The organism is Roseivivax halotolerans, assembly GCF_900115815.1.
GTDB classification, from domain to species: domain Bacteria; phylum Pseudomonadota; class Alphaproteobacteria; order Rhodobacterales; family Rhodobacteraceae; genus Roseivivax; species Roseivivax halotolerans.
Window position 1 is genome coordinate 1 of sequence record NZ_FOXV01000045.1, and the last position, 1,012, is coordinate 1,012.

General features: G+C 55.6%; 2 protein-coding genes. Both read left to right on the forward strand.

Translation table 11 applies throughout. The annotated features are described in order from the left end of the window. The coding region (locus tag BM171_RS19080) for a hypothetical protein (protein WP_175497639.1) at positions 1 to 310 on the forward strand (310 nt) is incomplete at its 5' end. Continuing rightward, complete coding sequence (locus tag BM171_RS18800) at positions 307 to 993, forward strand: hypothetical protein (protein ID WP_139218767.1); 687 nt, start codon at positions 307 to 309, stop codon at positions 991 to 993. The genes BM171_RS19080 and BM171_RS18800, both read left to right, overlap by 4 nt. The last annotated feature ends 19 nt before the right edge of the window (positions 994 to 1,012 follow it).

The window sequence follows — 1,012 nt, forward strand, 5'->3', positions numbered from 1 at the left end:
GCTATTTGGGGAGCGCGCGCGCCATGGCGCTCAGCACCCCGACACTGGCCTGGTTTTGCGCCGCCACGTGGCCGGTTATTACTCCGCCGTTGACAGGTCTGAAAAATTGCCGTCACCAAAACTTACAAAAGCGTCTGTTTCCAACGCGTTGTCTGCCGCTCTGGACTTGGGGCTGACAGTCTCGTCGATGGATATTCAGCCGGACGGTTCGATGCGGGTCGAGTTCGGAGCGCAAGCCGAAATGAACCACGCAAACTCAAACACCAGAGCCGGTTCGAAATCACCGAAGAAGTGGGGAGAAAATAAATGAAGCATCGGTTTCCAGGACTGCTCAAAGATCGAACTGCTGCAGGCACAATTCGTTGGCGTGTTCGCGTTGAGGGAGATCGCAACCGTAAGCTTCCGATACCTATGGGCCCGGGCGAGCCTGGGTTTCATGAGCACTATTTCGCGGCTCGCGCTGGACGAAAGCTGGAAGAAAAGAAACCAGAAAAAGCTATTACAGGGACGCTGGATGCCCTCTGCGACGGATATCTTGAATGGCTTTCTGAGAGGGTTGAGGACAGCGATATCGAACCACAACACAAGCCGTCGCCACTGACCCTGAAGGGACATCGATCGTTGCTTCGCCGTGCATGCGACATCAAGGATCCTGATGGCGATCGTATGGGGTCCCTTGATGTAGACTTACCCAAAGCGGCAATCGTCCACATTCGCGACTCTTTCGGTTCGAAAACTGGATCTGCAGACAATTGCCTCAAAGCGTTGCGTGCCGCGTATAGATGGGGCGAGGAGCGTTTCGGTTTCCCAAAGACACCCTCGGTGTTCGAGGTCAAAAAGGTCCACAAAAATCGGGGTGGCGCAACACCATGGACCGTTGCAGACATGAGGAAATTCCTCAGGCACCACGGTCCGGGTGACCTGCCCCTTTTTTCAGGGCCACTCGTAAGTCGAGCCTGTTCTCCTTTTGGGTGCCATCATTCGGCGGCGTGAGCAATGGGCGCAGGCGCGG

Coding starts and splice junctions, on each gene's coding strand:
- BM171_RS18800 (WP_139218767.1), top strand. CDS start 307: ATGAAGCATCGGTTTCCAGGACTGCTCAAAGATCGAACTGCTGCAGGC.